The following is a 26,629-nucleotide window of genomic DNA, read 5'->3' as shown; positions in this document are numbered from 1 at the left end:
TGAAGTATGTTAAACAGTAACTTCCCCGGCGCCTCCCTTATTCTGGAACCCATTCCTGTGCTCACCACGCTGATTTATCGAAGCCAGTTACATTTATCCTGCCGGTCCGCAGAATTAAGCGCGCTGGTAGAACGAGCACGAAGCCGCAATGCCAAACTGAACATCACGGGTGTCCTGCTCTCGAACGGCTGTGACGTCATGCAAATTCTTGAGGGCGCGGAAGAGAGCGTCGTGAAGTTGTTCCACAAAATTCGCGATGATGAGCGCCACAGTGGCGTCGTCGAACTGATGCGGGATTACGGCCCCCGCAGACGGTTTGACAATGTCGGCATGCTGCTGTTTGACCTGCAGGTCCAGTCCCCAAAAGAGGTGCTTGAGTCGGTTTTGCATTACAGCCAACTGGAAAGCTATCTCATATCCGATGATCGGGTGTTCAAATTCATTCAGACCTTTATCACCGGGAAACATACCGGCCAGACGAGGAACCCGGTGGATGCGGGAAAATGGACGCTCGCATGTGAAAAAGCGCCCTTCGGTGAGGCCATGGGGTTGATAGCCGGTCAAATCTGTCAGTTTGCGCTGCAGCCGATAGTCGAGCCCTCGGAAGGGAAAATCAGTTCACTTGAAGCGCTTATTCGTGGCAACGATGGCGGGAGCCCGGAACATTTCTTCAAAACGCTCGATCAGGACAAGCTCTACGAAGTGGATCTGCAAACCAAAGCGTATGCCTTTGCGCTTGCGGAGAAACTGGGTATCGGCAGCCATAAAATTGCGGTGAATTTGCTTCCCATGTCGCTGGTCAAGGTGCCCGGGGCGGTCGAGTTTCTGGTGGAGCAAATCAGACAACACGGGCTTCAGCCGGAGCAGGTGGTCATAGAAGTAACTGAAAACGAGATGATTTCCGGCTTTAACAAGTTCAACAGCGCGATCAAACAGCTTCGGGGTGAAGGTATTGGCCTGGCGATCGATGATTTCGGCTCCGGGTATGCGGGGCTTTCACTGCTTACCCGCTTCCAGCCGGATAAAATCAAGATCGATCGGGAAATAGTCAGCAATATTCATCTCAGCGGTCCAAAACAGGCGATTGTCCGATCGATAGTGAGCTGCTGCACCGACCTTGAGATCACGCTGGTGGCGGAAGGCATTGAGAAGCTGGAGGAGTGGTGCTGGCTGGAATCCGCCGGTATTCGCCGTTTCCAGGGGTTTCTGTTTGCCCGACCGCAGCTTAACGGGGTGGGCGATATTCACTGGCCACACCTGGTACGATAACGCTTTTTCCTTCCTGATTATTTCCCCTTTGGTCAGCCTGTGTTTAAATAGCTAAAACGGTTTAACATAGTTTAGCTGCGAGGATGACATGGATAAAATCTGGGTACTCGGTGATGCAGTGGTGGATTTACTGCCAGAGGGGGACGGCAAATTGCTGCAATGTCCCGGCGGAGCACCGGCAAATGTGGCGGTCGGCATCGCCCGACTGGGCGGAAAAAGTGCCTTTATTGGCAGGGTTGGCGACGATCCGTTTGGCCGTTTTATGCAGAAAACGCTGGCGGATGAGCAGGTTGATGTGCAGTGGATGCGCCTCGATCCGGCTCACCGCACCTCAACGGTGGTGGTTGATCTGGACGAACAGGGCGAACGCTCGTTTACGTTTATGGTTCGGCCGAGCGCCGATCTGTTTCTCGATTTCACCGATCTGCCGCCTTTCAGGGCCAAAGAGTGGCTGCACGTCTGCTCCATTGCGCTCAGCGCGGAGCCGAGTCGCTCTGCCACTTTTCAGGCGATGGATGCAGTTAAAAAAGCCGGTGGTTTTGTCAGCTTCGACCCCAACATTCGCCCCGACCTCTGGCAGGATGAGGGCGAGCTCCGCCGTTGCCTCGAACTGGCGCTACAGCGCGCGGACGTGGTGAAGCTTTCCATTGAAGAGCTGACGTTTTTGACCGGCGAATCCCATATCGAAACCGGTCTGGCGGCGCTGATGCACCATTGTCCGGCCCGCCTGGTGCTGGTGACGCTGGGTAAAGAGGGGGTAATGGCCTGGCATGAGGGCATCACAACACACTATCCGGCCACACCGGTAGCGTGTGTTGACACCACCGGCGCAGGCGATGCGTTCGTCGCAGGGTTGCTGTTCGGCCTGGCCTCGTCAGGCCAGGATCTGGCAACAACCCTTGCACTGGCCCAGCGCTGTGGTGCACTGGCCACGACGGCCAAAGGGGCAATGACCGCGCTGCCGTACCGTCACAACCTGTAATTCCTTCCTGGCCGCCGACCGGCGGCCTGAATTGTCGCCTCGATCACACTTACTAAAACGGTTTAGCAAAAAGTATTGCCGATCCAAAATTCACGGGTTTAGTATCAGCAGCCTAAACCGGTTTAGCAATTTAGCATTATCAAAACACTTTTTTTAGGGATGCGACAAAATGTATAAAAAACGCAGACTTGCCGTGATGATTGGCATGCTGGCCGGTAGTACCTCTGTTTTTGCCCAGACCGATATGACAAGCATTGAATCGCGCCTGGCGGCGCTGGAACAGCGTCTTCAGGATGCGGAAATGCGCGCCCAGAATGCGGAGAAACGCGCGACGGCAGCAGAACAAAAAACGCAGCAGCTGGTTGCCGCCCAGCAGCAAACGCAGACCACCACCCAGGAGGTGGCCCAGCGTACCACGGTGCTGGAAAAGAAAGCCGATCAGAGCAGTGGCTTTGAATTTCACGGATATGCCCGCTCAGGCCTGCTGATGAATGATGCGGCGTCCAGCAGCAAAAGCGGTCCGTATCTGACACCTGCCGGGGAAACCGGGGGCGCGGTCGGTCGTCTGGGTAACGAAGCGGATACCTACGTTGAGCTAAATGTGGAACACAAACAGACGCTGGAGAGTGGGGCGACCACGCGCTTTAAGGCCATGTTAGCCGACGGGCAGAAGACCTATAACGACTGGTCAGCCGATACCAGCGATCTTAACATTCGTCAGGCCTTTGCCGAGCTGGGCAATCTGCCTGATTTCACTGGCGCGCTGAAAGGGAGTACCTTCTGGGCCGGTAAACGCTTTGACCGCGATAACTTTGATATTCACTGGCTGGATTCTGATGTCGTGTTCCTCGCCGGTACCGGCGGCGGTGTCTACGACGTGAAGTGGAATGATACGCTGCGCAGCAACTTCTCGATTTACGGGCGCAACTTCGGCAGCGAAGAGCAGATCGACAACAACGTTCAGAACTATATCCTCAGCATGAATCACTTTGCCGGGCCATTCCAGCTCATGGTGAGCGGCCTGCGGGCGAAGGATAACGACGAACGCAAGGACAGCAATGGCGATCTGATTAAAACCGATGCGGCGAACACCGGCGTGCATGCCCTGGTGGGTCTGCACAATGACAGCTTCTACGGCCTGCGGGAAGGCTCAGCGAAAACGGCGCTGCTGTATGGTCACGGCCTGGGGGCAGAAGTTAAAAGCATCGGCTCTGATGGCGCGCTGCTGTCAGAAGCCGATACCTGGCGCTTCGCAAGTTACGGTGTCACGCCGCTCGGCGGTGGCTGGCATATCGCGCCTGCTGTACTGGCCCAGAGCAGTAAAGACCGCTACGTCAAAGGCGACAGCTACGAGTGGGTTACGCTCAATACCCGCCTGATCAAAGAGGTTACGCAGAATTTCGCCCTGGCGTTTGAGGGCAGCTATCAGTACATGGATTTGAACCCGGAAGGCTACAAAGATCGCAACGCTGTTAACGGCAGTTTCTACAAGCTGACCTTCGCACCGACCTTAAAGGCGGGCAAAATTGGCGATTTCTTCAGCCGTCCTGAACTGCGCCTGTTTGCCACCTGGATGGACTGGAGCAGCAAACTGGATAACTACGCCAGCGATGACGCCTTTGGCAGCAGCGGCTTTAACGCTGGCGGGGAATGGAACTTTGGGGTCCAGATGGAAACCTGGTTTTAACCCTTCACGCTCCCGCCAGGCGGGAGCGTATCAAACATCATAAAAATGAAGTCAGGCAGAGGTAACTATGGATTTTGATAATATTTCCCGTGCGCTCATTCCGCTGCTCGGTGGCAAAGAGAACATCGCCAGTGCCGCGCACTGCGCAACGCGCCTTCGTCTGGTGCTGGTCGACGATGCGCTTGCTGACCAGCAGGCCATCGGCAAGGTCGAGGGGGTGAAAGGCTGTTTTCGTAACGCGGGCCAGATGCAGGTGATTTTTGGCACTGGCGTGGTGAATAAGGTTTACGCGGCCTTTATTCAGGCCGCAGGGATCGGTGAATCGAGCAAGTCAGAAGCGGCAGATCTCGCGGCGCGTAAGCTCAATCCGTTCCAGCGTATTGCCCGTCTGCTTTCCAATATTTTTGTGCCGATCATTCCTGCCATTGTGGCGTCCGGTTTGTTGATGGGCCTGCTAGGGATGGTGAAAACCTACGGCTGGGTGAATGCCGATAACGCCATCTACATCATGCTGGATATGTGCAGCTCGGCGGCGTTTATCATTTTACCGATTCTGATTGGCTTCACGGCCGCGCGTGAGTTTGGCGGTAACCCTTATTTAGGCGCCACGCTCGGCGGTATTCTGACTCACCCGGCGCTGACCAACGCCTGGGGCGTGGCGTCCGGCTTCCACACCATGAACTTTTTCGGCCTTGAGATTGCCATGATTGGCTATCAGGGAACGGTGTTCCCGGTGCTGCTGGCCGTCTGGTTTATGAGCATTGTGGAGAAAAATCTGCGCAAGGTCATCCCGGATGCGTTAGACCTGATCCTGACGCCGTTCCTGACCGTCATTCTCTCCGGTTTTATCGCGCTGTTGATTATCGGCCCGGCGGGACGCGCGTTAGGCGATGGCATCTCCTTTATTCTGAGCACCCTGATTACCCACGCGGGCTGGCTGGCCGGTTTGCTGTTCGGCGGGCTCTATTCGGTGATTGTTATTACCGGCATTCACCACAGCTTCCACGCGATTGAAGCCGGGCTATTGGGGAATCCGTCGATTGGCGTTAATTTCCTGCTGCCCATCTGGGCCATGGCGAACGTAGCGCAGGGTGGTGCGTGCCTGGCGGTGTGGTTTAAAACCAAAGACGCAAAAATCAAAGCCATTACCTTACCGTCGGCGTTCTCGGCCATGCTCGGCATTACCGAAGCCGCTATCTTTGGTATCAACCTGCGTTTCGTGAAACCGTTTGTGGCCGCGCTGATTGGCGGTGCGGTGGGTGGCGCATGGGTGGTGTCGGTGCATGTCTACATGACGGCGGTAGGGCTGACGGCGCTGCCGGGGATGGCAATCGTGCAGGCCAGTTCGCTGCTCAACTATATTATCGGCATGGTGATTGCCTTTGGCGTAGCGTTTACCGTCTCGCTGCTGCTGAAATATAAAACGGACTCTGAATAATGACATTACCTTACCGCTGGCCTGCCGTGCTGCAGGCCGTGATGAAAGGCCAACCGCGCGCGCGTGCCGACCGCCACTACCCGCAGTGGCACCCGGCACCAGTGACGGGGCTGATGAACGATCCGAACGGTTTTATCTGGTTCGCCGGGCGCTACCATCTGTTTTATCAGTGGAACCCGCTGGACTGCGATCACCGATATAAATGCTGGGGGCACTGGAGTTCGGACGATCTGCTGCACTGGCAGCACGAGCCGATGGCGCTGATGCCAGATGAAGAGTACGACCGCAACGGTTGCTATTCCGGCAGCGCCGTGGACAACAACGGAGTGTTGACGCTGTGCTATACCGGCAACGTTAAGTTCGATGACGGCAGCCGCACCGCCTGGCAGTGCCTGGCGGTGGAACAACCGGACGGGACCTTTAAAAAACTGGGGCCGGTGCTGGCGCTGCCGGATGGCTACACCGGCCACGTGCGCGACCCGAAAGTGTGGCAGCACGACGGGCAGTGGTACATGGTGCTGGGCGCGCAGGATGTGCAAAAGCGGGGCAAGGTTCTGCTGTTCAGGTCTGCCGATTTGCACACGTGGGAATCGTGCGGAGAAATTGCCGGTCACGGCGTCAACGGACTCACGGATGCGGGATACATGTGGGAGTGCCCGGACCTGTTTGCCCTCGACGGGACGCACGTTCTGATCTGCTGCCCGCAGGGGCTGGCACGTGAGCCGCATCGTTATCTCAACACCTATCCGGCAGCCTGGATGAGCGGGGTGTTTGACTATCAGCGCGGCGCATTTGAGCACGGTGCGTTACACGAACTGGATGCCGGTTTTGAATTCTACGCCCCGCAAACGACGCTGGCGGAAGATGGCCGGCGGATCCTGATTGGCTGGATGGGCGTGCCTGACGGGGAAGAGATGCTGCAGCCCACCCGGGCACAGGGCTGGATCCATCAGATGACCTGTCCGCGAGAGCTGCGCTACCGCGACGGCAAGCTCTGGCAGACTCCGGTGCGTGAGCTGGAAATGCTGCGTGAAGAGGAACTGCACTGGCAGGGCAACGCCTGCGATGCGCCGGAGCTTGATGCCTCGCGCCTTGAGTTCGAGCTGAGCGCTGCCTGCGCGAAACTGGATTTTGCCGGTGCGCTGCACCTCACGGTCGATGGCAATGGCCTGCGTCTGGAACGTGCCAGCCTGCAAACGGGTGAGACGTTAACCCGCTACTGGCTGGGTGAGGTTCACCATCTGCGCGTTCTGTGCGACCGCTCCAGCGTCGAAATTTTCATCAACCACGGCGAAGGGGTGATGAGCAGTCGCTATTTTCCTGACCAACCGGCCCGTGTGCGATTCGAAGGTGCGTCCGACATCACATTACGCTACTGGTCGCTGCGCGGCTGCATGGTAGAATAGCGGTTTTGGCAGCCGGATCTAAGTCGTTGTGAGAAAAACAAAACGCGTCACCATTAAAGACATCGCGGAGCTGGCGGGGGTGTCAAAAGCCACCGCCAGCCTGGTACTGAACGGACGCAGCAAAGAGCTTCGCGTGGCGGAAGAGACCCGTGAGCGCGTGCTGGCCATTGCGAAAGAGCATCACTACCAGCCCAGTATTCACGCCCGCTCGCTGCGCGATAACCGCAGCCACACCATTGGTCTGGTGGTCCCGGAGATCACCAACTACGGGTTTGCCGTGTTTTCTCACGAACTGGAGACGTTGTGCCGCGAGGCGGGCGTTCAGCTGCTCATCTCCTGTAGCGATGAAAATCCGGGGCAGGAGACCGTGGTGGTCAACAACATGGTGGCGCGTCAGGTCGACGGGCTGATTGTTGCCTCCAGCATGCTCAACGATGCGGATTACCAGAAACTGAGTGAACAGCTGCCTGTGGTGCTCTTTGACCGCCACATGAATGACAGCTCGCTGCCGTTGGTGATCACCGATTCCATTACCCCGACAGCCAAACTGGTGGCCGACATTGCCCGCCAGCACCCCGATGAGTTTTACTTCCTCGGTGGGCAGCCACGGCTTTCCCCCACGCGCGACCGCCTTGAAGGGTTTAAACAAGGTCTGCGCGACGCGAACGTTACGCTGCGCCCGGAGTGGATCATTCACGGAAATTATCACCCGAGTTCCGGTTACGAGATGTTCGCCGAACTCTGTGCTCGCCTGGGGCGTCCGCCAAAAGCCCTGTTCACCGCCGCCTGCGGCCTGCTGGAAGGGGTGCTGCGCTACATGGGGCAGCACAATCTGTTGCAAAGTGACATCAGGTTAGCGAGCTTTGACGATCACTATCTTTACGATTCGCTCACGATCCCGGTGGATACTGTGCGCCAGGATAACCGTCAGCTTGCATGGCACTGCTTTGATTTGATTGGGAAATTGATCGACGGTGAAACGCCAGAGCCCGTGCAGCGGAAACTGGATGCCACCCTGCAGCGGCGCTATAAAGCGGCAGAATAGCCCTGCCGGACGACGGGATACATCAATAACTTTAATTAATTTAAGTTTTGGTTTAGCCGATAACCATAAGGAATAATTTTCTTTGAGGTATCGGTTCATGTCGTTAAAAAAATCATCCCTGATTGTCTTTTTCTCGCTGCTTTTCTTCTTTATCGCCAGCACCCTCACCAGCGTTGGCCTCATCATCAAAAGTAATAACTCCCTGGATAACGTGAACAAAGAGATCCAGGTGGTGCTGTCAATTATTGATCCCATCAACCATAGCCGCACGCTACGCGTTCGGGTGATGGAGTATGTGAAGATGGTAGAGGCGGGCGCATCAGCGGATGAATCTGCGAAGCTCGCCGCAGTAAAAGAGGCACTGACCAAAGCCGATCGCGCCTTTGCTGCCTTTATGGCGTCTCCCCGTCTGACCGATGAAGCGCCGCTGGTAAGCGCTTATCAGGATGCCTGGCAGAATTACCGTAACCAGGGGCTGGCACCGCTCATTGATGCTGCCGCCGCGCACGATATTGCCAAATTCAATGCCCTGATACCGGAAGTCTCGCGCCTCGATCGTCAGTATGAGATTGTCCTCGACCAGGTTCTGGCCGTACATCAGGCCTATGCAAAAAGCCTGAACGAAGATGCGAGCAGTAACTTTGTTTCTGGCCTGGCGATTATCGCTGCTATCGCGCTGCTGTTTGTGCTGGTGATCGTCGCCGTCAGCCTGCTTATGAAACGCCTTGTTCTGGCACCGGTTAATCTGGCACGTGAACATTGCAGCCAGATTGCCGCAGGCAAACTCGATATTCCGGTGCCTGTGAAGGGGAATTCCGGCAATGAAATTGATCACCTGATGGGCTCTATGGAGCAGATGCGCCAGGCGCTGCTGGCAACCATCGCCCAGGTGCGTGACGCGAGTCATACCGTGACCCATGCCGCACAGGAGATTGCCTCCGGGAATATCGACCTGGCTTCGCGCACCGAACAGCAGGCTTCTGCGCTAACCCAGACGGCGGCCAGCATGGAAGAACTGAGCGCGACCGTCGCCAATAACACCGATAACGTCTATCAGGCCGGAAAACTGGTGCAGGACGCGGTGAAAAATGCCCACACCGGGGAGGCCGTCACGCGTGAAGTGATTGAAACGATGAATACCATCGCCGCAAACTCGAAGCGCATCGAGGACATCACCAGCGTGATCAACAGCATCGCTTTCCAGACCAACATTCTGGCGCTCAACGCGGCGGTAGAAGCGGCGCGCGCCGGTACCCAGGGGCGTGGTTTCGCCGTGGTAGCCAGCGAAGTTCGCACGCTGGCGCAGAAAAGCGCGGTGGCGGCCAAGGACATCGAAAGCCTGATTGCCCAGTCGGTTTCCAGCGTCAAAAACGGTGCCGAACTGGTGGGGCGCTCAGGGGAGGTCATTGACTCGATTATCAGTTCCGTCAATAAAGTGAACACGCTGATGGAGCAGATCTCTGTGGCCTCTGAAGAGCAAAGCCGCGGGATTAGTCAGGTCGGGCAGGCAGTGACGGAGATGGATGGCGTGACCCAACAGAACGCCGCGCTGGTGCAACAGTCCGCTGCGGCAGCCGCGTCGCTGGAAGAGCAGGCCCAGCAGCTCACGCGGAGTATTTCGAGTTTTAGTTTGCCAGTGCAGGCTTGATATTATTGTGGATTGTAAGCCGGGTAAGCGTAGCGCCACCCGGCAATAAACGCGGCTAAGTTGTTGGTTTCAGCTTAATTTTGCGAAGTGTTTTGATTTAACAACCTGTGCGACGGGCATTATCTTTGGCGATGTTTCGCTGATAGCCGATGTAGCCGAAGGCATACCAGTAGCGCCGGGAATAAAAAGAAAATTAATCCTGTCAGGAATGCGTCATCCCCATGAAAATGCAGTATGGCATTTAAAAATACGCCAGCAGCCACGCCGACCACTAATAAAAATATAAACACCCAGACAGTGTGGTACCAGAGGATATAATTCGTCAGTCTGCCTATCATTACCGGATTGCTCCTTTTTAATGTGTCTGTTTCTATTTCCTGCTGCAGGGCATGACGCTTTGAATAATAGACAGAGATGTAATGATTACAAACCTTTAACTAAAAATAGTTAATTAAGCCTCGCTTTAGATTATTGTTAAATAGAAGGTTTTTTGGATGATTATAGGAATAGTCTCAACAACAGGAATAGGGCATTTAAAAAGCATCAATATCAAACCTGCTGAATAAATAACCTGATTTAAAAGCGCGAACAGAACGGCATTCTTACGGGTTTTAATTTTTATGCTGTTTCCATTCGTCAGTCGCGAAAAGCGTAAACCACATTGACTACGATGTTTTTAAAAATTTTTAGCAATATTCTTGTTCCTCATCCGTCTACCTCATCACAAGCCATAATCAGTTACTGTAAACGAGGTCAACACCATGAGAGAGTTTGATATGCACGGCAGAGGTCACGGGCGCGGATTCGGTCGCCACCGTATGGGCAAGGGCTTAGTCATCGGCGCGGTCATTTTTATCGTGCTCGGCCTGCTGGTGATGTCCCTGTGGAACGCCTTACTCCCGGCGATCCTCGGCGTGAAAGCCATTGGCTTCTGGCAGGCGCTTGGCATTTTGATATTGAGCCGGATCCTGTTTGGTGGTCTGGGGTTCCGTCCGGGTATGTTTGGTGCGCACCGCCGGATGCACGAACGCTGGATGAACATGACGCCCGAACAGCGTGAAGCGTTCATGCAGCAGCGCCGGGAAGGATTTGGTCGCCATGGTCGCGGGCACTGTGGCTGGCACGGCCACCGTGATGACAAGCGTGAAGACAACGCGCCAAAAGCGCCGGACGCAGAGTGAGCGAGATGAAAACCGGGGAGGCGGGCGGATCCTTGCTGATGTCGGCGGTTAATGCCTGCCGCGCCCGGCTGAGAGCCTTTATTCGCGGAAGAACGCCGGTACGTGACGACGCCGACGATATTTTGCAGGAGATCACGTATCAGCTGATGAAGGTGGAACAGCCGGTCGAAAACGTTGCCGCGTGGCTGTTTCGCGCGGCGCGAAATGAGATGACCGACCGGGCGCGGAAAAAGCGTGAAGTGTCGCTCTCCGGTTATTTCAGCTTCACAGGCGAGGAGGATGACGATTTTCCGGAAGATGAGATCGCTGAAACCCTGTTCGGCGTTCCGCATACCCCGGAAGAGGAGTACCTCAAAACGCTGCTGTGGGAAGAGCTGGGGCAGGCGCTGGCTGAACTGCCCGCAGCGCAGCGCGAGGTCTTTGAGAAGACGGAGCTACAAGGCTACAGCATCAAATTGCTGGCCGGGGAAACCGGGGTTAGCGAGCAGGCATTATTATCGCGTAAGCATAAGGCCGTGCTGTTCCTGCGCACGCGATTGCGGGATGTGTATGACGCGCTGACAGGGGGGTAATGTTCCCGGCAGACAAAACCTTACACTGTCGGGACTTGTAGATTCATCACTATCGTTTATGATCGGGGCGTCTTGTTATTTTGGAACGTTATGCGCAACCGTCAGCTTCTCGGTAAATGGCTTCTGATAATCACGTGTCTGGCAATGGCAATTTGCCTGGTTCAGCGTGCGGTTTATCTCAACCATTTTTTACAGGGGCTGGATCCTCAGGTGCACACGCTCATGATGGCTGACGCCCCGGGTCAGGAGGCTGAACAGCCCGGCCCGTCGCCGTGTCAACTTGGCGCACAGTCTTTGCTTTGCGCCCAGCCGCTGTTTTTTGACGGTGCGCTACCGGCGATTATTATCTTCTTCGCTCTGCTGCAGTTATTTACCCAACGGCGCACATTTCTCTCCAGGGAGCAGCCTGTCCAGGCACCGCCTCCCCGAATACACCTCAAAAACTGCGTTTTCCGTGAATGAAAAGCATCGTCACCACACGATAATTTTCACTATTCACGGAGTAAAACATGGTTAACCTTTTCAGGGGACTCGTCCTCCTGTGGCTGTCCTGCATGGGTATTGCTCATGCGGCAGATACGGGCTGGCTGGTGTCACCGCAAAACGATCACGCCCGCATCCGCTTTCAGGCTGAGCGGGATCACGACCGCATCATCGGCCTGCTCAGCGTGGAGCTGCAGCCCGGCTGGAAAACCTACTGGCGTTCGCCGGGCGAGGGCGGCGTGGCCCCGAAAATCAGCTGGCCACAGGGCGTTAAGGATACCTGGTACTGGCCGGTTCCTTCCCGCTTTGATATCTCGGGCCTGACGACCCAGGGCTACCACGATAGCGTTACGATCCCCATCACGATCGCCGGGACGGACGCGGATGTGCTCGACGCCACGCTTACGCTCTCAACCTGTAGCAACGTCTGTCTGTTGACGGACTACAAGCTGCATCTGGATTTCCGCGCGCCAGCGGATGCGGGCTTTCGTACGGCATTCGAAGACGCGATGCGTTCAGTACCCGGTGCGTCAGGCGTGTCGTCAGACTTCAGCGCCTGGTTATCAGACGGCAAGCTGATGATGACGGGCACGACGGAAGGCGAATGGGTCAATCCCGGGATCTATTTTGACCCGCTGGAGGGTGACATTCTGCCCGGCGAACCGGTGATTAAGCACGCCGGGAACCGGCTTCAGGTCGCGGTTCCGGTCACCGATGAGTGGGGCGATAAACCCGCGACGCTTGCGGGGAAAACGCTGTCGTTTGTCGTCACCAACGGCGATAAAGCCCAGCAAACGCAACTGACCGTAGGCGCAGCCCCCGCAGACGCGGTGCAGAGTGCGCCAGCGGGAACACTCAAAATGCTGGCCTTTGCTCTGCTGGGCGGGCTGATCCTGAACCTGATGCCCTGCGTATTGCCGGTAATGGGCATGAAGCTCAGCAGCGTCCTGCAGGCGGGTACGGACACGCGGAAAATCCGGCTGCGTTTCCTGGCGACCAGTGCGGGTATTCTGACCTCCTTTATGCTGCTGGCCACGATGGTGACCGTTCTGAAACTCACCGGCGCGTCGCTGGGCTGGGGCATCCAGTTCCAGAACCCGTGGTTTATTGGGCTGATGGTTGCCGTGACCTTTATCTTCGCGCTGAACCTGTTTGGTGCGTTTGAGCTGTTTCTGCCTTCCGCCGCCACCGGACGGCTCGCCACAACGGGCGGAACCGGACTGACGGGCAGCTTCTGCGAAGGCGTGTTTGCCACGCTGCTTGCCACGCCGTGTTCTGCGCCGTTCCTCGGTACGGCCGTGGCCTTTGCGCTGGGCGCACCGCTGCATTCCCTGTGGCTTATCTTCCTGATGCTCGGGGTGGGCATGAGCTTGCCGTGGCTGTTCGTGGCGCTGATCCCCAAAACCGCCTTGTTGCTGCCAAAACCTGGCCGCTGGATGAATACCCTGAAGGTGATTCTGGGGGGGATGATGCTGGCCTCCAGCCTGTGGCTGGTGACGTTGCTGAGTCTGCACCTGGGCGAGATGTTCAGCCACATCCTCATGCTGCTTCTGATTGTGGTCGCCATTGTGGTCTATGCCCTTCGCGGTCAGACATCATCGCCGCTGTTCTGGGTGGTGGTGATTGCGCTGGCCGTATTCGGGGGATATCAGCTGCGCGGGATAGTGAACGCAACGCCGGTAACCACGGCTGAGAATAGCGAACAGACGATCCCGTGGCAGCCGCTCAGTGAAGAGGCAATCAGCGATGCGCTTGCGCAGGGGAAACGGGTGTTTGTGGATATCTCGGCGGACTGGTGTGTCACCTGCAAGGTGAATGAGCATCGGGTGCTGAATCAGCCGGAGGTTATCGCCGCGCTGCGCCAGCCGGATGTGGTGGCGCTACGCGGAGACTGGAGCCAGCCATCGGAGACGATTGCGGCGTTTCTGAAATCACGCAATCGCTACGCCATCCCGTTTAACCAGGTGTATGGCCCAGGAACGCCGGAGGGCGTCATCCTCTCGCCATTGCTGGACAAACGCACCCTGATGACCACCCTGAACAAAGCAAAAGGCTAACGCTGTTATGAAAAAAATCCTTATTACGTTTCTGCTGTTTTTCGCGTCAGCCCAGGTGATGGCGGCGGACCCGATCACCCCGGATCAGGAGCAACGCGCTCAGAAACTGATCTACGATTTTTTGTTTAACGACCCGGATTCGCCGCGTATCGGTGCCAAAAATCCAACGCTGACGCTGGTGGTGTTTACGGACTACAACTGTCCATACTGCAAAAAATTCGATCCGTATCTGGAGAAGATCGTTGAGAAACATCCGCAGGTGGCCGTGGTGTTTAAGTTTTTGCCGTTCCGTTCGGAAAGCTCGCTAACCGCCGCGCGCGACGCGTTAACCGTCTGGCGTTCACATCCTGAGCAGTTTATGAAGTTCAACGAAACCCTGATGGCGAAAAAAGGGTATCACGATGACGCCAGCATTCAGGAGGCGCAAAAGCGCGCGGGCGTGAATGTTGCAACGCCGGATGATACGAGCCTGGTCACGGTAAAACGCAGCCTGATCATCGCCGAAAAACTGGGCATTCAGGGGACACCGGCCACGCTGATTGGCGAAGGGCTGTTACCCGGCTGGGTGCCTTTCGAACAGTTTGATGAAATGGTCACCGATGCACTGAAAAACCGCTAACCTGAAGGGGGCCTCAGGCCCCCGAACAAACCGGAGAGGGACATGAAAAAATTACTGTTACTTTCGCTGCTGACCGCGTCAGGGCTGGCGCAGGCTGCGGATGCTATACCTGATGTCGTGAAGACCTTTAGCGAGCAGCAGGAGATTAAGATCCTCAAGAAGATCGACGTACCCGGTGGCGCACCCGCCTGGCTGGGACAATATCAGGACATGGGAGTGACGCTCTTTCTGACACCTGACGGAAAGCACGTTATTTCGGGTTATCTCTATGACGAGAAGGGTAAAAACCTCAGCGAGGGTATTTTCCAGAAAGAGATCTACGCCCCGATGGGACGCGAAATGTGGAAACAGCTTAACGCTGCGCACCCCCTGAAAGAGGGGGCGGATAACGCGCCACGCAAAGTGTTTGTCTTCGCCGACCCGTTCTGCCCGTACTGCAAGGCATTCTGGTCAGAAGCACAGCCGTGGGTGACGGCGGGTAAAGTGCAGCTCAATACGCTGCTGGTGGCGTTTCTGAACCCAAACAGCGGCCGTAACGCATCTGCGATCCTGAATGCAAAAGATCCGGTTACGGCGTGGAAGGAGTATGAACTGTCCGGCGGGAAAAAACTGCCTAAACCGGAAGGCACCGCCTCGCGTGAAACCGTGGCGATACTGCAAAAACACCAGGCGTTAATGGACAGTCTGGGGGCGAATGCCACACCGGCCATTTATTATCTCAATGATCAGAATGAGCTCCAGCAGGTTGTCGGTATGCCGGACGCGAAGCAGCTTGAGGCGATGTTCGGGCCGAAGCCGTAAAAAAACAGGCAGAAACAGGGCGTTTCTGCCTGACAGTTACTTAGCTTCCCCAGCGTCCTTTCAGGTAGTTTACTGCCTGCTGCGTCTGCGGCTGGTTGAGGTAATCTTCGCGGAACAGGATGGTGCCATTCACGTTCGGCAGGGAGTCGTTGAGATCGAGCTGTTTTTTCAGCTCCGGCACGCCGCCCTGAATCGTCCAGTCCGGCTCATTTCTCGACGGCTCGCCCACTTTATAGAACGCAATGCCGATGTACAGACGGGTATGGGTCGGTTTCACTACGTCGGCCCACCATTTGGTCAGCACGTCATAGCGTGCCGCATCGCGGGAGAAAGGCCAGTAGATTTGCGGGGCAATGTAGTCCAGCAGCCCCTGTTGCACCCACTGACGGGTGTCAGCGTAGGATTCATCATACGCCGCCGCGCCACGGGTGTCGGATCCTGCCGGGTCAAAGGAGCGGTTACGCCAGACACCCGCCGGGCTGACACCAAATTCAACCTGCGGTTTTGTCTGTTTGATCGCCCGAGAGACCTGCACAATCAGCTGCTGCGTATTGTGGCGACGCCAGTCGGCTTTGGAGCTAAACCCCTGGCCGTATTGTCTGTAGGTCTGCGCATCATTCAGCGTTGAGCGAGGCGATTCGGCATAAAAGTAGTCATCAAACTGGACGCCGTCTATCGGGTAGTTCGCCACCACCTCGGTCACCACCCGGGTTATCCAGTCACGCACCTCCGGGATGCCCGGGTCGAGCACAAACCGATCGCCTGCGATGCGAACCCACTCAGGGTGCTGCACATAGACGCTGGACGGTTGCTGGTATGAGGTGCGGTTCAGCGCGGCGATGGTTGACGGTTTGGTATTGGTTGAAACGCGATAGGGGTTGAACCAGGCATGAACTTTCATCCCACGCTTGTGGGCTTCATCGAGCATAAACTGCAGCGGATCGTAGCCCGGATACTCGCCAATATTGCCGGTAAGCATATCTGACCACGGCAGGATTTTGGACGACCAGAGCGCCGTGCTGTCCGGTTTTACCTGGAAAAACACCGTGTTAATTCCCAGGCGTTTCAGATTGTCGAGTTTGTCGATCAGCGCCTGTTTTTGCATCGCAATACGCTGGTCAGCACTGCGGCCATTCACCGACGCGACCGGCGGCCAGTCGAGACGGGAGACAGTTGCCAGCCAGATCCCACGCATCGGCTCGTTTGCCTGCTGCGTCGGTTTGCCTGGGGGCGGGAGCGGTGTGACCAGCGACTTTGGGGGTTTTGAGGAGCAACTAACAAGTAAAAGCGCGCAGCCAAGCAGCGCACCAGTCCGTTTTACATGTCGCATCATTTGAGTATTAGCTCTTGGTTATCCGACTATTGGCCCAGGGGTTAAAGGCGGGCGCCTCGCGTTCAGCGGTCCCGTTATCATTGAGGGAATCAAGATACAGGGCCTCGACCTCCGCGCGTGCCCAGGGGGTACGGCGCAGGAATTTCAGGCTCGACTTCACGCTTGGGTCATTTCTGAAACAGTTAATTTTGATTCGATCGCCCAACTCGCGCCAGCCATATCGCGCCACCAGGGCGTTGACCATCATCTCCAGCGTAACGCCATGCAAAGGATCTTTGGAAATATGTGCAGTCATAGGCGTCCGGTGTCTCGATTTTCAGGGGATTGGGGTAAACGCTGAAAGGGTACAAGAAAGCAGGGGAAGCGGCAATTTAAGCTTGCGTTTCTTCACCCGGTGGGGCGAAGAAACGGCGACGACGGTCTATTTTTTATCGCTGAACAGCTCCGGCGCCCACGGTGTGGGATCAACCTCCATGAACGGCGCCCGTTCAAACCGCGCCTTCAGCGCCCACGGCACCGTGCAGTCGAAGATAGTCTTGCAGGAAATGCCGTTTCCACGGATCGAGGTGCTGTAGTCCGGCGACTGCGACGGATCCAGCTGGTGGCCGCGGATCCCCGGAAGCGTGGTAATGCTCACATCGCCCTGCATGCGGGTGGTCATTGCCCACAGGATGTCGTCGCTGTCGAAGATATCCACGTCTTCATCCACGAGGATAATGTTTTTCAGCTCGGAATAGGTGGCCAGGGCGATAAGTGCCGCCTGGCCCTGACGTCCTTCGTCTGACGGCTGGCGTTTTTTCACCTGTAAAATGCCGAGAAATTTACCGCCTCCGGCGGTGTGGGCGTAAACGTTTTGCAGAAAGCCGGGAATGGCCTCTTCGACCGCGTTGCGAATGCTGGCCTCGGTCGGCAAACCGGCAAGCGTGGTGTGCTCTTCGCCCGGGCCCACCAGCGTCTGCAGGATCGCGTGGTTTCGCATCGTCACGGCTTTCACTTTGATCACCGGCAGAGACGGATTCGCCTCGCCGCAGTAGCCCGGGAACTCCGGCATGGCGTGGCCGGTGTTGGTGTGCTGATCTTCTCTTACACGCACGCCGGGAAGCAGTTCGCCCTCGATGATGATTTCCGCCCGCGCGATCGCTTTCTCTTTTACCGCCACCCCCTGTACCAGTTCCACCGGTTGCTGGCGTAATGCCCCGGCGACGCCAAGCTCGTTGTAACCGAAGGGCGTGGTTGGCGCTTCGAAACAGGCCCCAATGTAGATAGCCGGGTCAAGTCCCATATTGATGGTTACCGGCAGCGGTTTGCCCGCCGCTTCGGCCTTCTTGCGAAAGACTTCGATATGGCGACCGGCGGCAAGGAACATAGAGAGTTCATCTCGCTCCTGCACACAGAGACGGTGAATGGTCACATCGGTCAGCGAGGTATCTTCCGGATCGCTTGCCAGTACCAGCCCCAGACAGAAGAACGGGCCTGCATCAATCGGCGTGTTGGTCGGGGCCGGAAGCAGCTTACGCAGGTCAAAGTCCGGATCGTCGGCGTAAAAGACCTGTTCCTGGCACGGTGCCTGCGAGGCCGGAACCACCACCGGTGCAACGGGGTTTTTCACCGCCTGACCAACGTGCTTCGCCAGCTTCGAGGGTTCACAACCCAGCAGAAGCGCCGCTCTTTCCCGGCTGGCGTGCATACCTACCAGGATGCGGGAGCCGGGGTAGCCCTTCACGCTATTGAACATCATGGCCGGGCCCGTGCGGGTGGGGCGTTTTACGGTACCGCCCGCGCCGATATGGCGGTACACGCCCGCCAGTTCAGCATTGGGATCTACCGGGTGATCGGTTTCGATATAGTGACCTGGATGGCGTTGCAGCAACGCGATGGCGCTTCTGAGATCGTTGATGGGGTTTTGCATGTTTTTCTCCCTTAATGGCTGACCTCCATTGTTGGGCGAACGACAGATAGCATCAATTGCATCATTGGTGCTATCTTGATAAGAATTTTATTATCAATTTTCGCGGGACTTCGTCATGCAATTTCGTCTGATGCGTAATTTTCTGGTGGTAGCCGAAGAGCTCCATATGCACCGCGCCGCGGAGCGTCTGAACATGGCGCAACCTGCGCTGAGCCAGCAGATTAAAGCGCTGGAGGCGCGTCTGGGCGTCACACTGTTTAGCCGTGCACATCGTCGCTTAACCCTGACGCCTGCCGGAGACGCGTTTCTGGTCAAAGCCCGGCTGGCAATTGCGATGACCGAGCAGGCCGTGCTGGACGCCAGACAAACCGCCCGTGGCGAACAGGGGGTGTTGAATCTGGGATGTGTATCGAGTGCGATGTTCGACGGTAAGTTGCCTGCAACGCTGCGCCAGCTGCACGAGAACTGGCCCGCAATTGCCATTTCGCTGATGACCGGGAACGTGCAGACGCTTTACGAAGCCGTGCAGACCAACCAGCTGGACGTGGCGATTATCCGGGCTCCGCTGCCTGCGTTACCTGACGATCTGCAATCTCGCCCCTTTACCTCAGAGAAAACGGTGCTGGCGCTGCCTCGCCAACACCCCCTGGCCACGTCGTCCGCACTGACACTTTCATCCGTGAAGGACGAAAAGTGGATCTCGCTGCGCGATCCGCAAGGCATGGGGCTGGAACAATATTTCAATGACGCCTGTAACGGTGCGGGTTTCCAGCCGGAGGTGGTGCAGAATGCCACCGACGTGCCCACCGTCATCAGCCTTGTCGCGGCGGGATTTGGTATTGCGCTCTTGCCCGCCTCAGCAAGGGCGGTGAGCGTCGGGAATGTGGTTTACGTCGACATTATTGATCGGCTCAGGGAGAGCGAGCTGACGCTGGTTTGTCACCGATTCATTCGTTCTGAAGTCTTAAAAAAATTCCTCACCACCGTTGCTCAGGGTTGACGCCCGGCGGCCAGCAGCAGTTGTTCGCGCAGCCAGGCGTTCGCCGTGTCCTGACTGTTTTTAGGATGCCAGAACATGCTGATGGCGATCGGCTGGAGTGGCAGCGGGGGCGGGAAAATATCGAGCGTGGTGGCGAACTGCTGCAACATGCGTCCCGGTAAGGTGCAAATCAGGTCAGTCCCCGCCACCAGAGGCGGTGCCATGGCATAGCTTTGCGTGGACATCACCACGTTGCGCTGATATCCCAGCCCGGCCAGCGTCTGGTCGACAAAGCCGGTAAATGGATCGCCCTGGGAGGAGACCACCAGATGAGAGAGGGCGCAATACTGCGCCAGATCCAGCGGCCCCGTACCGCGAGGATGCCCTTTGCGCTGGGCGGTAGCAAACGCATCTTCAAACAGTTTGCGTCTGACCCAGCCGTCGTGCGCGCCCGCACTCACGCCGATGTAAATATCAACGTCTCCGCTTTCCAGCTGCTGGGGCAGGTTCACCCACTCCGGCAGGGCGAAACGCAGGCGGATCCCCGGCGCTTCACGTCTGATGTGATTCAGCAGTTCAGCCCCAAGCATCAGGGCCGGGTTTTCATGCAGGGCAATGACGAACGTGCGATTGCTCTCGCGGGGGTTAAACCCGGTGGGGGCAAGCATCGCGCTGATGCCACGCAGAACGGCCGCAACCTGAGGCCTCAGCGCCTCGGCTCGGGGTGTGGGCAACACCCCACGTCCATGTGGGGAAGGGATAAACAACGGCTCGCCAAAAATGGCACGCAGGCGCGAAAGACGGGCTGACAGCGCGGGCTGGCTGACCCCCAGACGTGCGGCGGCGTGCGTGATGTTCCGGTCGGTGAGCAGTGCATCCAACGTCAATATCAGGTCAATATCCAGGTCTGAAAATGGCGTCATGTTGTTTTCCGTTGTTTATTTAGCTGTGCTGGCGTCCCGGTTGGTATAGGTAACCGGAACCCAGGCATAGCCCGCGCGTTCGCCTTTGGTGACATAACCGATACCGGGGAACGGCAGGTGTGGCGCGGCAACCAGATCTCTGTTTTTGACAAAGTCGTCAAAGGCCTGCTTGCGCACACGGGCTGCTCCGTCCTGATCTTCATCGTAGGCGATGGTCACATCAGGCTGCGGGAACTGTACCGCAGCGACGTGGATAATGTCGCCCACGAAGGTAATTTTCTCGCCTTTACTTTCCAGCGTATAGAAGGCCGAGCCCGGTGTATGGCCGGGGTGAACCGTTCCGGTAATACCCGGCAGCAGCGCTGATGTACCGGTAAACGGCACCACTTTGCCGGCATCAAGGTACGGTTTTAAGGTCTTCTGTGCCACGTCAAAGTAGTTCTGATCGTAACCGGTTTTTTTCTGATTCTCTTCATTGAAGAAAAAGTCGATATCCGGTTTCCCCACGAACACGCGGGCGTTGGTAAATACCGCCTTACCGTCCTTAATCAGGCCACCGGAATGATCGGAATGCGCGTGCGTCAGTAAGATTTCCGTGATGTCCTGCGGTTTGATCCCCTGCGTTGCCAGGCTCTCGATTAAACGCCCGCCGTTGCCCGGACCAAAAAGCTGGCCTGAACCGGTATCGACCAGAATTTTGTGTCCCGGCAGCGCAATCAGAAAGGCGTTAATGGAGACCTCAACCGGGTTCGCCTGGAAATTTTTCGCCAGTAACGCATCGGTTTTTTGCTCTGTGGTCCGGCGCAATAGCGTGTGCAGATCCTGCGCGACGCTGCCGTCCGTAAACGACGTAACCAGCACGTCGCCCACCTGAACGCTGTAGCCGCCCGCCGGTTGTTTCACCACGTGCTGAGGCGTCTCTGCCAGGGAGTGCAGCGCAGGGTAGAAGAGCAGTGAACTGGTGATGAGCGTAGAGAGGGCAAGTTTCTTGACAGTAAGCATGATGATCTCCTTTAGAAAGTCCTCATCTTACTTATGCATCAAAATTTAAGAACCCGCTCAAAAGTGATAGGACCTATAAATGGGATGGATAGCTCAGTGGGTTGGCCGGGCAACGGCAATGCCATGCCCGGCGGGCAGATTGTTACGGCTTCCAGCTGTCCGGCGTGGCTTTAGACCATGAGCCATAAGCGGCATTAGGCAGCACAATCCAGTCATTGCCAAAATGCTCTGCGCTTGCCTCAACCAGCTCGCGCTGCTGCTCACTCGGTTTTTTGTTTTTAAACTGCACGGCGAAATCCGGCAGGCTGTCGCCAAACAACATAATGATCTGCTGCTTTTTAAGGATGCTCTGGCGGCGCTCTTCTTTACTCACCGTATCCAGAAGCACGCTGTCGTCCGAGACCTGCGGCAGACCAAGGGATTTTAACGTGTTGATGGTATCTGCTTTATTTTCCTGCATGCGGTCAGAGACATAGTAGATACGCACCTTGCTTTGATTCACATGCTCAAGAAACGCCTTCGCGCCGGGGATCAGGCCGGGTTTTCCCTGTTTTTCCCAGTCGCTCCAGGTATCCCATTGGGTGTAGTCATGGCACTGTTCCATGTCGCGCACCAGCAGCGGGGTGTTGTCGAGCACGGTTTCATCCAGATCCATGACCACCGCGTAATTTTCTGGCGTTTTCAGATCTTTCACTTTCTCGTCAAAACGGCCGGTGGCAAAACGGTACGTCTGCAGCTGAAGCGCCATGATTTCAGCCGACTTCTGCTGGTAGCGCAGCGCCATTTCGTAGGCTTTTGGTTCACACAGTTCATTATTTGCCGCGGTAGCGGTTGCGCTCAACATCGGTACTGCCACCAGTAATGCCTTAGCTATTGAATTCATTATTGTTTCCTTAACACCCTTGTCAAAATGACGAAAGCGTAATGAATTTAAGTGACAGAAAAATGACGGTTGCACGTTGGGGCTCTGTTGAAACGTGCTTTCGATCCTGAACTAAGCTTGTACTTCATTCCGCGTAAAATGTGGGTCATTCGAGGACAATGAATGGAATTCAGGACATTTCAAAAGCAGTGGGGTGCTGAGTTTATTTCCGGTGACGTTGTACGTTTTCGCGTCTGGGCTGAGGGACAACAACAACTTACGCTACGTCTGGCAGAACGCGATCTGCCCATGACGGCGGTCGGTAACGGCTGGTTCCAGATTGACGTACCTGGCGTGACGCATGGCACCGAGTATCAGTTCGTTTTACAGGATGGCATGGCGGTACCTGACCCCGCATCGCGGGCGCAGAAAGGGGACGTTAATGGCCCCTCCGTGGTGATTGACCCCGGCCGCTATCAGCCCATCAACCAAGACTGGGCAGGGCGACCGTGGGAAGAGACGGTGATTTACGAACTGCATATTGGCACCTTTACACCGCAGGGCACCTTCCGGGCGGCTATCGACAAGCTGCCGTATCTGGCTGAACTCGGCATCACCCAGCTTGAAGTTATGCCGGTTTCACAGTTCGGCGGCAGCCGCGGCTGGGGCTATGACGGCGTATTGCTGTATGCCCCGCATTCCGCCTATGGCAAGCCGGAGGATTTTCACGCGTTCATCGATGCGGCGCACGGCCTGGGCCTTTCTGTCGTGCTGGATATCGTACTCAACCATTTCGGCCCGGAAGGAAACTACTTACCCTTGCTGTCACCCGCGTTTTTTGATGCGCAGAGAATGACGCCGTGGGGTAACGGTATCGCCTATGAACGGGAGCCGGTCAGACACTACATTCTTGACGCGCCCCTGTTCTGGCTGACCGAATACCGTCTGGATGGCTTACGGTTTGATGCCATCGACCAGATTAAAGATACGGCGTCGAAACATATTCTTCAGCAGATCGCGGAAACGATCCGCGAAGCGCTCCCGGATCGTCATATCCATCTCACCACCGAGGACAGCCGTAACGTGATTTTCCTGCATCCTCGGGATGAGAAGGGAGCCACGCCGCTGTTTACCGCCGAGTGGAATGATGATTTCCACAACGCCGCCCACGTCTTTGCCACCGGCGAAACGCATGCCTACTATCAGGATTTTGCCTTCGAACCGGAAAAAAAATTCGCCAGAGCACTCGCAGAAGGGTTTGTCTATCAGGGTGAGGTCTCTTTGCAGACCGGACACTCACGCGGGGTGGAATGCCACACCCAGCCGCCGACCTTCTTTGTCGATTTTATTCAAAACCACGATCAAACCGGCAACCGCGCCCAGGGCGAACGGCTTATTACCCTTGCGGGCGCGGATAAAACCCGCGTTCTGCTCGCCGCGCTGCTGCTGTCACCCCATATCCCGCTGCTGTTTATGGGCGAAGAGTATGGCGAAACCAACCCGTTCCTGTTCTTTACGGATTTTCATGGCGATCTGGCGAAAGCCGTGCGGGAAGGGCGGGCAAAAGAGTTTACCGGCCACAGCGGACACGATGGCGATGTACCGGATCCGAATGACGAGCAGACTTTTGCCCGCTCAAAACTGGACTGGCACAACGTGACGACTGCGCAGGGTAAATCCTGGCTGCGCTTCACGCGAAGCCTGCTGGTCCTGCGGCATCGCTATCTTGTGCCGTTACTTCGCCCTGGTGGCACCGTTGAGGGCAAAATCGTTAAGACTGCTCCCGGTATGGTGGCGGTGAGCTGGTCTTTCCCGACGGGTACATTGTCGCTGGCGCTGAATATCGGTAATAAGCCCGTTGACGTTCCTGCGCTGGCAGGCGAAACGCTCTTTAGCTGGCCGGAGGCCGCTGAGGTGTTAGCGCCGAACAGCATTGTCGTTCGTTTTGCAGATGGAGACGCATCATGATCCCTTGTGCCACATACCGAATACAGTTCCGCAATGGCATGACCTTTGACCGCGTGGTGGAGCTGGTGCCATACCTTAAAGACCTCGGGATCAGCCATCTCTATGCCTCACCGATATTTACCGCCACCACCGGTTCAACCCACGGTTATGACGTTACCGATCCTAACGAAATCGATCCTGCCATTGGCGGGCGCGCCGGTTTCGACCGCATGACGGCGGCACTCAGGCAGGCGGGAATGGGGCTCATTCTGGACATCGTCCCTAACCATATGTCGACCTCGCTGGAAAACCGCTGGTGGCGGGACGTTATCGCGTTTGGTCAGCAAAGCCGTTACGCGCACTATTTTGATATTGACTGGTCGCGCCCGCTGACGCTGCCGTTCCTTGGCGACACCTTTGAGGCCGAGCTGGAGAAGGGGGCAATTGCTCTGAAACGTGACAGTGTCACCGGTGAGGCCGCGCTGGTCTACTATGACACAGCCTATCCGCTTAACCCCGGAACATGGGCTGCGGAGAAAAGCATCGAGGCGATCCACCAGGCGCAGAGCTGGCGGTTGATGTCCTGGCGGGAAGCGCCGAAACAGCTCTCATGGCGGCGCTTTTTTGAAATTACCGGCCTTGTGGGCGTCAGAGTGGAAGACGAGGGGGTGTTTCAGGATACGCATCGCCTGATCCTCGAGCTCGTGCATACCGGCATTGTCGACGGGTTGCGCATTGACCATATCGACGGGCTGGCCGACCCGCTGGGTTACCTGCAGCGGTTACGGCAGGCAACCGGTCCCGACTGTTATATCACGGTGGAAAAAATTCTCGCCAAAGGGGAACAACTGCCTGCGGAATGGCCGGTATCCGGCACCACCGGATATGAGTTTATCGCCTCGCTGGCCGAAGTGCTGGTCGACGATAATAACCTCGGACGGCTGGAAAAAATCCACGACGAGACGCTGGGCGTGACGGTCGATCGCCATGCGGAACTTCGCAACGCTAAAGGGCTGATGACCGATCGCAATTTTGAGGGTGAATTCACCACGCTGCTTAACATTGCCACCGACCTTGCCCGATGCAACGGCATTGACGTGCCCCAGGACGACATACGCTACACGCTGCGCGAACTGCTGATTGCGTTTCCGGTCTACCGCACCTACGGCACCGCCGACGGGTTAACCGCCCCGGATGTCGCGCTGTTGAACCGCGTTGTCGCCAGCGTCGACGCACCGGAACCGGCGTTAAGCCTGTTGGTGAGGATCCTCACCGGCGACCTGGACGCCAGCAGCCGAGATGCAGCCTCGCTGTTCAGAACCCGCTTCCAGCAGCTTACCGGGCCGCTGATGGCGAAATCGGTGGAAGATACGCTCTTTTTCCGCCATAACCTCGAACTCGCCCTGAACGAAGTGGGGGCCGATCCCACCCCGCGCGCGTTCTCGTTATCCCGCTTTCACCAGGAGATGCGCATCCGTCTGGCCCGTCAGCCCGATGCGCTGCTGGGGACCTCCACGCACGACACCAAGCGCGGGGAAGACGCGCGGGCACGCCTCTACACCCTGACGGAAGCCCCGGAACAGTGGGGTGAAAATCTGGCGCGCTGGCGGCAGATGAACCAGACCCGGGTGCGTTTTCTCAACGACGGTACCGCGCCAAACGCGGCCGATACCTGGATGATCTACCAGGCGCTGGCGGGCGTCTGGCCTGCAACGTTGTCGCCTGACGATAGTGAAGGGCTAAAGTCTCTCGAAGCGCGTTTCCTCGGGTTTATTGAGAAAGCGCTGCGCGAGGCCAAACAGCGTACCGACTGGATCGACAGCAATGAGAGCTATGAGAGCGTGGTGCTGAATTACGTCCGGCACTTGCTATCCCCTGAGAACACGCTGTTTCTGCATGATTTCTCGTCCTCCCTGCAACCCTTTATCCGCGCCGGGCTGATGAACAGCCTGAGCCAGACGGTGATCAAACTGACGGCGCCGGGCGTACCAGATATCTATCAGGGAAGCGAGGCGCTTAATTTTAGCCTGGTCGACCCGGATAACCGGCTGGAGCCGGATTTCGCCACGCTGAGGCAAAACCTGAGCAGCGCCGACGCAAAGCTCTTTGCCGACGAACAGCAGTGGCGAAACGGCAGGGTGAAGCAGTATGTCACCGCCACGCTGTTACGCGTCCGGCAGCACTATTTATCGCTCTTCCAGTACGGCGACTGGCTGCCGCTGAAGGTCAGCGGTGAGCGCGAGGACAACCTGATTGTCTACGCGCGCGTAAAGGACGGGGAGGCGCTGATTGTTGCCGTACCGCGTCTGGTTTTTGCTACCCCCACAAACGAAACGCTGTGGGCCAACACTTCGGTCGTCATCCCCGAAGAGCTTTCCGGGAAACGCTACCGGGATCTGTTTACCGGTGAACGTCGGGCGCTGCGGGAGACGCTGGATTTAACGTCTGAAACAGGAAGTTTGTTAGTTCTGCTTACCTGCGAATAA

General features: G+C 56.7%; 22 protein-coding genes. 16 read left to right on the top strand and 6 right to left on the bottom strand.

Annotation, left to right across the window (positions count from 1 at the left end; genetic code table 11):
- The first annotated feature begins 57 nt into the window (after nucleotides 1–57).
- The 13 genes from ACQG2G_RS11140 (at nucleotide 58) to dsbG (ending at nucleotide 15,188) form a co-directional block, all read left to right on the top strand.
- Nucleotides 58–1,269: a diguanylate phosphodiesterase gene (locus ACQG2G_RS11140; RefSeq protein WP_038420913.1), complete on the top strand. Its 1,212-nt coding sequence runs from the start codon at nucleotides 58–60 to the stop codon at nucleotides 1,267–1,269.
- 88 nt (nucleotides 1,270–1,357) lie between these two features.
- On the top strand, nucleotides 1,358–2,251 hold the full coding sequence (locus ACQG2G_RS11135; protein WP_094084647.1) for an aminoimidazole riboside kinase: 894 nt from the start codon (nucleotides 1,358–1,360) through the stop codon (nucleotides 2,249–2,251).
- Nucleotides 2,252–2,420: 169 nt separating this feature from the next.
- The gene (locus ACQG2G_RS11130; protein ID WP_013096550.1) at nucleotides 2,421–3,938 is read left to right on the top strand and encodes a carbohydrate porin; all 1,518 of its coding nucleotides are present in this window, start codon (nucleotides 2,421–2,423) and stop codon (nucleotides 3,936–3,938) included.
- 67 nt (nucleotides 3,939–4,005) lie between these two features.
- Complete coding sequence (locus tag ACQG2G_RS11125; protein ID WP_029883319.1) at nucleotides 4,006–5,376, top strand: sucrose-specific PTS transporter subunit IIBC; 1,371 nt, start codon at nucleotides 4,006–4,008, stop codon at nucleotides 5,374–5,376.
- On the top strand, nucleotides 5,376–6,782 hold the full coding sequence (locus ACQG2G_RS11120; protein WP_248766901.1) for a sucrose-6-phosphate hydrolase: 1,407 nt from the start codon (nucleotides 5,376–5,378) through the stop codon (nucleotides 6,780–6,782). Before ACQG2G_RS11125 ends, ACQG2G_RS11120 begins: the two co-directional genes overlap by 1 nt.
- 28 nt (nucleotides 6,783–6,810) lie before the next feature.
- Nucleotides 6,811–7,827: a LacI family DNA-binding transcriptional regulator gene (locus ACQG2G_RS11115; protein WP_020688679.1), complete on the top strand. Its 1,017-nt coding sequence runs from the start codon at nucleotides 6,811–6,813 to the stop codon at nucleotides 7,825–7,827.
- 97 nt (nucleotides 7,828–7,924) lie between these two features.
- Nucleotides 7,925–9,475, top strand: a complete 1,551-nt coding sequence (locus ACQG2G_RS11110) for a methyl-accepting chemotaxis protein (RefSeq protein WP_023619630.1) — start codon at nucleotides 7,925–7,927, stop codon at nucleotides 9,473–9,475.
- Nucleotides 9,476–10,236: 761 nt separating this feature from the next.
- Complete coding sequence (locus tag ACQG2G_RS11105; protein WP_013096556.1) at nucleotides 10,237–10,656, top strand: hypothetical protein; 420 nt, start codon at nucleotides 10,237–10,239, stop codon at nucleotides 10,654–10,656.
- A gap of 5 nt (nucleotides 10,657–10,661) precedes the next feature.
- The gene (locus tag ACQG2G_RS11100; protein WP_048972091.1) at nucleotides 10,662–11,228 is read left to right on the top strand and encodes an RNA polymerase sigma factor; all 567 of its coding nucleotides are present in this window, start codon (nucleotides 10,662–10,664) and stop codon (nucleotides 11,226–11,228) included.
- A gap of 90 nt (nucleotides 11,229–11,318) precedes the next feature.
- Nucleotides 11,319–11,690 carry a hypothetical protein gene (locus tag ACQG2G_RS11095; RefSeq protein WP_236276249.1) on the top strand — a complete coding sequence of 124 codons (372 nt, stop codon included), beginning with the start codon at nucleotides 11,319–11,321 and terminating at the stop codon, nucleotides 11,688–11,690.
- Between the two features lie 47 nt (nucleotides 11,691–11,737).
- Entirely contained in the window at nucleotides 11,738–13,768 is a 2,031-nt protein-coding gene (locus ACQG2G_RS11090; protein ID WP_248766900.1) for a protein-disulfide reductase DsbD family protein, read from the top strand.
- A gap of 7 nt (nucleotides 13,769–13,775) precedes the next feature.
- Nucleotides 13,776–14,387, top strand: coding sequence for a DsbA family protein (locus ACQG2G_RS11085; RefSeq protein WP_023619625.1), 612 nt, complete (start codon nucleotides 13,776–13,778; stop codon nucleotides 14,385–14,387).
- 42 nt (nucleotides 14,388–14,429) lie between these two features.
- A complete protein-coding gene (dsbG, locus tag ACQG2G_RS11080) occupies nucleotides 14,430–15,188 on the top strand; it encodes a thiol:disulfide interchange protein DsbG (protein ID WP_020688674.1) in 759 nt (252 codons plus the stop codon).
- 40 nt (nucleotides 15,189–15,228) lie between these two features.
- On the opposite strand, the gene ACQG2G_RS11075 is transcribed toward dsbG, so the two are convergent.
- From ACQG2G_RS11075 to ACQG2G_RS11065, 3 genes are all read right to left on the bottom strand, one after another.
- On the bottom strand, nucleotides 15,229–16,521 hold the full coding sequence (locus ACQG2G_RS11075; RefSeq protein ID WP_038981766.1) for a glycoside hydrolase family 10 protein: 1,293 nt from the start codon (nucleotides 16,519–16,521) through the stop codon (nucleotides 15,229–15,231).
- Between the two features lie 7 nt (nucleotides 16,522–16,528).
- Nucleotides 16,529–16,816, bottom strand: coding sequence for a VF530 family DNA-binding protein (locus tag ACQG2G_RS11070; protein WP_023619621.1), 288 nt, complete (start codon nucleotides 16,814–16,816; stop codon nucleotides 16,529–16,531).
- Nucleotides 16,817–16,942: 126 nt separating this feature from the next.
- Nucleotides 16,943–18,430 carry a UbiD family decarboxylase gene (locus ACQG2G_RS11065; RefSeq protein ID WP_095907843.1) on the bottom strand — a complete coding sequence of 496 codons (1,488 nt, stop codon included), beginning with the start codon at nucleotides 18,428–18,430 and terminating at the stop codon, nucleotides 16,943–16,945.
- Between the two features lie 115 nt (nucleotides 18,431–18,545).
- On the opposite strand from ACQG2G_RS11065, the gene ACQG2G_RS11060 reads away from it, so the two are divergent.
- On the top strand, nucleotides 18,546–19,430 hold the full coding sequence (locus ACQG2G_RS11060) for a LysR substrate-binding domain-containing protein (RefSeq protein WP_248766899.1): 885 nt from the start codon (nucleotides 18,546–18,548) through the stop codon (nucleotides 19,428–19,430).
- Here the strand turns inward: ACQG2G_RS11060 and ACQG2G_RS11055 are convergent.
- The 3 genes from ACQG2G_RS11055 to ACQG2G_RS11045 all read right to left on the bottom strand — a co-directional run bounded on the left by ACQG2G_RS11055 (nucleotide 19,421) and on the right by ACQG2G_RS11045 (nucleotide 22,217).
- A complete protein-coding gene (locus ACQG2G_RS11055) occupies nucleotides 19,421–20,332 on the bottom strand; it encodes a LysR family transcriptional regulator (RefSeq protein ID WP_013096566.1) in 912 nt (303 codons plus the stop codon). The two genes, ACQG2G_RS11060 and ACQG2G_RS11055, sit on opposite strands and share 10 nt — an antisense overlap.
- 15 nt (nucleotides 20,333–20,347) lie before the next feature.
- Nucleotides 20,348–21,334 carry an MBL fold metallo-hydrolase gene (locus ACQG2G_RS11050; RefSeq protein ID WP_029883308.1) on the bottom strand — a complete coding sequence of 329 codons (987 nt, stop codon included), beginning with the start codon at nucleotides 21,332–21,334 and terminating at the stop codon, nucleotides 20,348–20,350.
- 142 nt (nucleotides 21,335–21,476) lie between these two features.
- Entirely contained in the window at nucleotides 21,477–22,217 is a 741-nt protein-coding gene (locus ACQG2G_RS11045; RefSeq protein WP_038980747.1) for a 5'-nucleotidase, lipoprotein e(P4) family, read from the bottom strand.
- 162 nt (nucleotides 22,218–22,379) lie between these two features.
- Between ACQG2G_RS11045 and treZ the strand changes: the two genes are divergently transcribed.
- Together treZ and treY are read left to right on the top strand one after the other, a co-directional pair.
- Complete coding sequence (gene treZ / locus ACQG2G_RS11040) at nucleotides 22,380–24,164, top strand: malto-oligosyltrehalose trehalohydrolase (RefSeq protein ID WP_248766898.1); 1,785 nt, start codon at nucleotides 22,380–22,382, stop codon at nucleotides 24,162–24,164.
- The gene (gene treY, locus ACQG2G_RS11035; RefSeq protein ID WP_248078529.1) at nucleotides 24,161–26,629 is read left to right on the top strand and encodes a malto-oligosyltrehalose synthase; all 2,469 of its coding nucleotides are present in this window, start codon (nucleotides 24,161–24,163) and stop codon (nucleotides 26,627–26,629) included. The genes treZ and treY overlap by 4 nt, the downstream gene beginning before the upstream one ends.

This window comes from Enterobacter cloacae complex sp. 382A5, assembly GCF_050031095.1.
GTDB lineage: Bacteria > Pseudomonadota > Gammaproteobacteria > Enterobacterales > Enterobacteriaceae > Enterobacter > Enterobacter cloacae.
Note: the sequence above shows the minus strand (reverse complement) of the source record. Positions and strands in the feature narration are given on the sequence as shown.

What these genes read in the sequence shown, in the direction of transcription:
- ACQG2G_RS11135 (WP_094084647.1), top strand. Translation starts at nt 1,358, where the DNA reads ATGGATAAAATCTGGGTACTCGGTGATGCAGTGGTGGATTTACTGCCA.
- ACQG2G_RS11130 (WP_013096550.1), top strand. Translation starts at nt 2,421, where the DNA reads ATGTATAAAAAACGCAGACTTGCCGTGATGATTGGCATGCTGGCCGGT.
- ACQG2G_RS11125 (WP_029883319.1), top strand. Translation starts at nt 4,006, where the DNA reads ATGGATTTTGATAATATTTCCCGTGCGCTCATTCCGCTGCTCGGTGGC.
- ACQG2G_RS11120 (WP_248766901.1), top strand. Translation starts at nt 5,376, where the DNA reads ATGACATTACCTTACCGCTGGCCTGCCGTGCTGCAGGCCGTGATGAAA.
- ACQG2G_RS11110 (WP_023619630.1), top strand. Translation starts at nt 7,925, where the DNA reads ATGTCGTTAAAAAAATCATCCCTGATTGTCTTTTTCTCGCTGCTTTTC.
- ACQG2G_RS11105 (WP_013096556.1), top strand. Translation starts at nt 10,237, where the DNA reads ATGAGAGAGTTTGATATGCACGGCAGAGGTCACGGGCGCGGATTCGGT.
- ACQG2G_RS11100 (WP_048972091.1), top strand. Translation starts at nt 10,662, where the DNA reads ATGAAAACCGGGGAGGCGGGCGGATCCTTGCTGATGTCGGCGGTTAAT.
- ACQG2G_RS11095 (WP_236276249.1), top strand. Translation starts at nt 11,319, where the DNA reads ATGCGCAACCGTCAGCTTCTCGGTAAATGGCTTCTGATAATCACGTGT.
- ACQG2G_RS11090 (WP_248766900.1), top strand. Translation starts at nt 11,738, where the DNA reads ATGGTTAACCTTTTCAGGGGACTCGTCCTCCTGTGGCTGTCCTGCATG.
- ACQG2G_RS11085 (WP_023619625.1), top strand. Translation starts at nt 13,776, where the DNA reads ATGAAAAAAATCCTTATTACGTTTCTGCTGTTTTTCGCGTCAGCCCAG.
- dsbG (WP_020688674.1), top strand. Translation starts at nt 14,430, where the DNA reads ATGAAAAAATTACTGTTACTTTCGCTGCTGACCGCGTCAGGGCTGGCG.
- ACQG2G_RS11075 (WP_038981766.1), bottom strand. Translation starts at nt 16,521, where the DNA reads ATGATGCGACATGTAAAACGGACTGGTGCGCTGCTTGGCTGCGCGCTT.
- ACQG2G_RS11070 (WP_023619621.1), bottom strand. Translation starts at nt 16,816, where the DNA reads ATGACTGCACATATTTCCAAAGATCCTTTGCATGGCGTTACGCTGGAG.
- ACQG2G_RS11065 (WP_095907843.1), bottom strand. Translation starts at nt 18,430, where the DNA reads ATGCAAAACCCCATCAACGATCTCAGAAGCGCCATCGCGTTGCTGCAA.
- ACQG2G_RS11060 (WP_248766899.1), top strand. Translation starts at nt 18,546, where the DNA reads ATGCAATTTCGTCTGATGCGTAATTTTCTGGTGGTAGCCGAAGAGCTC.
- ACQG2G_RS11055 (WP_013096566.1), bottom strand. Translation starts at nt 20,332, where the DNA reads ATGACGCCATTTTCAGACCTGGATATTGACCTGATATTGACGTTGGAT.
- ACQG2G_RS11050 (WP_029883308.1), bottom strand. Translation starts at nt 21,334, where the DNA reads ATGCTTACTGTCAAGAAACTTGCCCTCTCTACGCTCATCACCAGTTCA.
- ACQG2G_RS11045 (WP_038980747.1), bottom strand. Translation starts at nt 22,217, where the DNA reads ATGAATTCAATAGCTAAGGCATTACTGGTGGCAGTACCGATGTTGAGC.
- treZ (WP_248766898.1), top strand. Translation starts at nt 22,380, where the DNA reads ATGGAATTCAGGACATTTCAAAAGCAGTGGGGTGCTGAGTTTATTTCC.
- treY (WP_248078529.1), top strand. Translation starts at nt 24,161, where the DNA reads ATGATCCCTTGTGCCACATACCGAATACAGTTCCGCAATGGCATGACC.